This is a genomic window from Alkalicoccus urumqiensis (genome assembly GCF_002993335.1).
GTDB lineage: Bacteria > Bacillota > Bacilli > Bacillales > Salisediminibacteriaceae > Alkalicoccus > Alkalicoccus urumqiensis.
The window spans coordinates 234,284-241,018 of sequence record NZ_PVNS01000005.1; the positions used below are offsets into that span (position 1 = coordinate 234,284).

The 6,735-nt window shown below is 54.5% G+C and carries 4 protein-coding genes; 2 read left to right on the top strand and 2 right to left on the bottom strand.

The features are described 5' to 3' along the window. Positions 1-33: 33 nt before the first annotated feature. Complete coding sequence (locus tag C6I21_RS07275; protein ID WP_105958778.1) at positions 34-2,199, bottom strand: glycoside hydrolase family 16 protein; 2,166 nt, start codon at positions 2,197-2,199, stop codon at positions 34-36. Between the two features lie 968 nt (positions 2,200-3,167). Beyond that, positions 3,168-4,637 carry a betaine-aldehyde dehydrogenase gene (betB, locus tag C6I21_RS07280; protein WP_105958779.1) on the bottom strand — a complete coding sequence of 490 codons (1,470 nt, stop codon included), beginning with the start codon at positions 4,635-4,637 and terminating at the stop codon, positions 3,168-3,170. Positions 4,638-4,907: 270 nt separating this feature from the next. Here betB and cudC point away from each other — a divergent pair, with 270 nt between their 5' ends. After that, the gene (gene cudC / locus C6I21_RS07285) at positions 4,908-5,453 is read left to right on the top strand and encodes a choline uptake/conversion transcriptional regulator CudC (RefSeq protein ID WP_105958780.1); all 546 of its coding nucleotides are present in this window, start codon (positions 4,908-4,910) and stop codon (positions 5,451-5,453) included. A 160-nt stretch (positions 5,454-5,613) separates the two neighbouring features. Continuing rightward, positions 5,614-6,516, top strand: coding sequence for a glycine betaine ABC transporter substrate-binding protein (locus C6I21_RS07290; RefSeq protein WP_245411564.1), 903 nt, complete (start codon positions 5,614-5,616; stop codon positions 6,514-6,516). The last annotated feature ends 219 nt before the right edge of the window (positions 6,517-6,735 follow it).

Sequence of the window (6,735 nt, forward strand, 5' to 3'; positions counted from 1 at the left end):
GGCCTCCTCTCCGGTTCCACCCACATTCCTTATTTAATTTTTCCCGTTACCCTTACCTTTCCCTTTCTCGTGCCCCGGTGGTGTCTGCTTGCCGCCGCCCGGCGTTACTTCCTTGCCATTCGGTGTGTGAATACTCCAGTTTCCATCCTCATCGACACTGAACGAAGCACCGTTCCCCGGCGGCGTGAACACCGGCGCCTGTTCCTCTTCCGGCTGCTCTGCCTCTTCCTCCGGCTCACCTTCCACAACCGGAACGAGGCGCATATTATCAATAAACATGTCGTACGGCACCGCAGGCTCCACGTCACTCTGATTACGGCCGAGGCCGAACATGAGCGTGAAATCACCCGGGTTCTCGACATTCAGGTACGTCGAGTACGTCGACATCTCCTCGTCCACATCAAACGTCTTCAGACCAGCACCCGCGCCCGTCAATTCCGCACGCACATTCCGCGCCTCCTCCGAACGCATATCAAACTCCAGCTTGTACACGCCCGCTTCCGCAGCAACGTCCTGCATCAGCTGAATGTGGAACCACTCCCAGCCGACCTGCGTCACAGACGCCTTCAGCTCACCGTCCACGACCGAGAAGTCAGCCGTACCACCGCTCGGATCATGATCAGCCATATTAAACACATTCCATGTGAAACCGCCGTTCTCGTCCCCGAATTCAGCTGTTTCATCGAATGTGCCGTCCTCGATCAGGTTCCCGCCTGATTCGACCCAGTTATCCGATTCGTTCGGGTCGGCCGGCGCGGAAGATTCTCCGTCTTCACCGACTTCGACAAGACGGACGTTGTCGAGTTCAATATCATATGGCACGGCAGGTTCCGGGTCGTCGCTGTCGTTACCGAGACCGAAGAGTACCGTGAAGTCTCCCGGCTCTTCAGCTCGGAGCAGCACTTCGTGTGTCTCCCATTCTTCACTGATATCGACATCGACAAGGCGGTAGCCTGCGCCGGTCAGTTCTGTCCGGATCGTACGTGATTCATCTGAACGCGCATCAAACTCCAGCTTGTACGTTCCGGCGGAAGCCGACACGTCCTGCATCAATTGAATCTGCCACCAGTTCCAGCCGGACTGACTCACCTCTGCCTGAAGCGTCCCGTCTACAATGGCGAAATCTGCTTTCCCGCCGTTCGGATCATGATCGGCAAGATTGAAAACATTCCACGTGGAGCCGCCGTTTTCATCCCCGAATTCGGTGGTCGTATCAAACGTGCCGTCCTCGATCAGGTTCTCCCCGATCTCTTCCCAATTTTTCGTTTCATCGACCGGTTCCGGGCCTTCGTCCTCTTCCTCATCGCTCTCTTCCGGATCAATCTTCTCTCCCGGCGGAGGATGCTCCGCATCAGCGTCTTCATAAGCGCGGACATACTCCACTTCCACCTGCGCCGGGAAACCGGTCGTTTCATCCGGGTCGCCGCCGTACCATCCGCCGATGGCCAGATTCAGAATCATGTAGAATTCCTGGTCAAACGGGGCCGGATATTCGCCGTATTTCGTGCTCCACTCCGTTTTCGTGGAGTACAGCTCATCGTTGACATACCAGCGGATTTCGCCCGGCTCCCACTCGACGGCGTACTCATTGAAGTCCGTGGTCGACTGGCCTTCCGGGAAATCATAACTCTGTTCGCTGTATGTATTGTTCGGCCACAGATCGCCGTAATGGATCGCGGCGCCGACTTCATCAGTGTGTGAGCCGCGGTTTTCCATGATGTCGATCTCGCCGGATGCGGCCCATCCGCCGTACACATCATCCTGCGGCATCATCCAGAATGCCGGCCAGAAGCCCTGGCCCTCCGGCAGCTTCATGCTCGCTTCAAAGCGGCCGTATGCCTGACTGAACTTTTCGTCGGTTAAAATTTTGCCGGACGTGTAGTCGTAATCGCCGTGCTCGTCGCTCGTCTGCTCCTCGCGCGCTTCAAGAATCAGCCTGCCGTCCTCGACCCTGACGTTGTCCTCCTGGTACGACTGCTTCTCATTGTTTCCCCAGCCTTCGACATACTCATCGCCGTCGAAGAAACCGTTGCCGATATCGATGCGCCACTTGTCGGTATCAAGCTCCGTACCGTCAAAGTTATCCTCAAACGTCAGCTGCCAGTTCGGTTCGCTGCTTTCCTCCGCCGATACGCCACCTGCAACTCCCTGTGACACGAGAAACATTGCGCCGAATCCTAAAAATGTCCGCTTCCTCATAACATTCCCCTTTCCTGATACCCAGAATAATCTAAAGCGCTTTCGTTTTCAGCGAAAAAAGAAGGTTTTATGTACATGTTTTAAGATGATCTGCGAGCTTAACCTTCTCTTTACCTAAAATAAGTGGTATTTCACCTAATCAAAAACGAAAGCGCTTTCGTATAATGTACACGGTTTCAAATAGTCTGTCAACTTGCTTTTAAAGAGAAAGGAAAATGTACCTAGGAACGGTCCCGGATTCATGTTGACTTAGTCATAACAACAAGGTTTTTGCAGCTCCGGAAAAGAAAAAGCCTGCAGTCAAAAGAGATCATTTCCTGAATGACGGAAATGATCTCTTCGTTCTGCTATACTTTTTCTGCTATTTTCTCTTCTCGGTGGAGTCCCACAATGAAGGTGCGGAGTCCCATAACGGGAGTTCCGAGTCCGATAAGTTGGCGGGGCATTCCCATAAGGAAGGGGTGCGTTCCCACAAGGTCTGAAAATTCCCGTTCCTGCAAAGAATAGTCCCACTTCCCCATCCCCCGGCAGCGAACCACGCTGCCCCTCTGCCAAACCCGTCCGCCGCTTTCAGGCAGATGGCTGCTGCGGCCTTGGCCGCAGCGGTTGTGCCGGACTGAGGCCGGCTTTTCCGGCGGAGTCTCACTTCGGTGGGGTTTAGTCTCACAACTGCGGCTTAGAGTCTAACAACTCCGGCTCCGGCTCCTACAACTCAGGGGGCCATTCTCACTCCGGCCTGAAAGTCTCACTTCCGGCCGCAAAAGTCTCACTTCCCCCGCGTAAATTCCAACAACTACCCGGCAAATTCCAACTTCTCCATCCACCGGCAGCGACCCCCGCTGCCCCTCTGCCAAACCCATCCGCCGCTTTCAGGCAGATGGCTGCGGCGGGTTCAGCCGCAGCGCTCTACCGGCACTCCACCACAATTAAAAACGCCGCCGGAAGGGGGACCGGCGGCGCCTGCTGCGTTAAAACCAGTGCAGCGGCTGGGGGTTGATATTCTGCATGATGTGCTTTGTTTCGGTATATTCGTCGAGTCCCGGTCTGCCGAGTTCGCGGCCGATGCCGGACTGTTTGAATCCGCCCCACGGCGCGTGCGGGAAGTAGACGTTGAATTCGTTGATCCAGACGGTGCCCATCCGCATGCCGGCTGCACAGCTCTCGGCTTTGGCGGTGTCCTTCGTCCAGACGCCGCCGGCGAGGCCGTAAATGGAGTCGTTCGAAATCGCCACTGCTTCCTCTTCGGTGCGGAACGTCTCCACGGTAATGACCGGACCGAACGCTTCCTCCTGCACGATCTGCATGTCCGACGTGCAGCCGGTAAAGATCGTCGGCAGGTAGAAAAAGCCGTCTGCAAGCTCCGGCGCCGAAGGTTTCGCACCGCCGGTGACGAGCTCAGCGCCCTCTTTTTTCCCGTTTTCCACGTAGCGCTCCACCTTCTCCAGGTGCTCTGCGGAAATGAGCGGCCCCATCTGCGTGCTGTCATCAAAGCCGCTGCCGATCGTAAAGGCTTCGACGCGCTGTTTCAGCGCCTCCACGAATGCATCGTGGATCGACTCCTCGACGATAAGGCGCGTCCCCGCCGAGCAGATCTGGCCGGCATGGAAAAACACGCCGTTTAACGCCTGGTCGACTGCCGTATCAAAATCCGCGTCCGCGAAAATGATGTTCGGGTTTTTCCCGCCGAGCTCCAGCGCCAGCTTCTTCACGTTGACGCTTGCCGCCTGCATAATTTTCTTCCCGGTTTCAATGCCGCCGGTAAACGAAATCAAGTCCACGTCGAGACTCGACGAAAGCTCCGCACCGACCGAGTGCCCCGGGCCGAGCACGAGGTTCGCAACGCCTGCCGGCACGCCCGCCTCCTCCATTAATTCGAACACTTTCACCGTCGTAAGCGGCGTAATTTCACTCGGCTTCATCACGAGCGTATTTCCTGTCACGAGCGCCGGCGCGAGCTTCCACGACGCCTGCAGCAGCGGATAGTTCCACGGCGTAATCTGCCCGCACACACCGACCGGCTCACGGACGACGCGGCTCACTGAATCCGGAATCGGCGACGCAATCGCTTCCCCGCCGTCCTTGTCCGCAATCTCCGCATAGTAGCGGAACACACCGGCGATATCATCCATATCCCCGCGGCTCTCCTCCATCGTTTTCCCGGTATCGAGCGTTTCCAGCTCCGCCAGCTCCTCCCGGTCACGCTCTATCAGCTCCGCGATCCGGCGCACAATGGCTCCGCGTTCTGTCGACGACGTTTTCGCCCAGCCGCCTGCGTCAAACGCCTTCCGCGCAGCCTGAATCGCCGCCTCTGCATCCGCCGCACCGCCTTCCTGCGCGACCGCGATCACGTCCTGATTGTATGGATTAATGATCTCCCGCGTCTCGTCCGACAGCGAATCCGTCCACGCTCCATTAATATAGTGATTCACTCGTTTCATCAACAGCAACACGCTCCTACAATTCATTATATTAAATATTTATTTAATCTTTTTAACATACTACCACGTCTCTCCCACCCTGTCAAAACGACGTCCCTACAGGCTTTTCGATCGAAAGAAAGCCGCTTACATTCTGTAGAATCTGCATTTCTATGTCATGAATTCCGCCAATGCCATTGACATTTCTGTTTCATTCGGTAACATAAAGCTTGTGAACAAAATTAAATAATTATTTAACAAGCTTTACTTTGTCGTGAAGGAGGGGACTGGATGGAAGAGTCTTCACAGGCCTCAAGAGAAAAGATCGAGCAGGCAAAAGATAAGGTGATCGGCGCCATTGCAGAGACAATGGATATCTACGGTGTCACTCCGGCTGCCGCGAATCTGTATGCAACGATGTATTTTAAGGACCAGATGACGCTCGACGAGATGCGCGAGGAACTCGAGATGAGCAAGCCGAGCATGAGCACGAGCGTGCGGAAGCTGCAGGAGATCGAGATGGTGAAAAAGACGTACACGCGCGGTTCGAGGAAGCATACGTATGCCGCGGAGAAAAATTTCTTCCGTTCGTTTATGGTGTTTTACTGCCAGATGTGGGAGCGGGAAGTGAAGATGAACATGGAGGCAGTCGAGGAGGCGCAGGAGGATTTAATCAATGCGATTAAGGATCCTGCCAGTACGCCGGAGATTGTGGCTGATGCGAAGAAGTATTACGATCAGCTCGAGGATTCGAAAACGTACTACCGCTGGCTGTCAGACCTCGTTCAGAGTATCCGGAGCGGTGAGATTTTCGAGTTTCTGCCGAAGGAAAAGTAGTGTGAAACGTATTCCTTATCTCTTCTTGGAAACGGAGAAGAGATAAGTTTACTCTATACATATTGTTAAATTTATATTTAACGTATTTAACTTTATTTACTAAAATTCAGTAGAAAGCGTGGGATTTATGATGTTACGAAGCAGAAAAGAACGACGGGTGATGCTGTCCATTTTCGCAGCAGGAGCACTGACTGCGTGCGGAAATACTGAAGAAAATGCAGATAATGAAGCAGCAGCGGAAACAGAAAATGAAGCGCCGGGCACTGAGATCGACGGCGGCGACGGAGACAACGAGCTGACATTTTCCCAGATTAACTGGGCGGAGAATATTGCGGTGACGAATATGTGGAAAGTTATTCTCGAAGACCGCGGCTACGATGTGACGCTGAACCTTCTGGAGATGGGCTTTACGATGGAGGCGCTTGAGAGCGGCGAGCTCGATGCGAACCTGGAGATCTGGCTGCCGGTGCAGGATGCCAACTACCTCGAACAGTATGAGGATACCGTTCATTTCTCCGAAGAGACGTGGTTTGACTCGGCCAAAGTCGGCCTCGTCGTGCCGGAATTCATGGAGGATATAAACAGCATTGAGGACTTGAACGAGAACCGGGATCTGTTCGACGGGGAAATCGTCGGCTTTGACCCGGGTGCCGGTACGATGGAAGTAACCGAAGAGCTGATTGACGACTACGATCTGGACTTCATCCTGCAGCCGAGCTCGGAGCCTGCGATGATGGACGAAGTGCGCCGCGCGGTGGAAAACGAAGAGCCGATCGTCGTGCCGCTCTGGAGTCCGCACTGGGCGTTCTCGAGCTTCGACCTGAAGTTCCTCGAGGATCCGCAGAACGTGTACGGCGGCACGGAGAAGATCCACCATGCCACGCGCGAAGACTTCGCGGACGACCACCCGGAAGTAAGCCAGTGGTTTAAAAACTGGAAGATGAACGACGAGCAGATCGGCAGCCTGATCAACGAAGTAGAAAGCACCGAAGATCCACTCGAAGGCGCGAGAAACTGGGTCGAAGACAACCAGGATCTTATCGATGAGTGGGTAACCGAATAAGTATGTTGAAAGGCCGGGAGCAGTCCCGGTCTTTTTTTGTGCATGGCGGGCGGTTCTCAGCCCGCGGTGGATTCGGTGGTTCTGCTTTGTTTTAAAAAAAGCTCGGCTACGCCTCGCCCTTTGGGTGCGGACGTAGCCTATTTTTTGAGCATCGAATGATCATGCGTGATGCCATGAATGCTCGTATAATAAACCGGAACCATTTCCCCTCCGCACTGT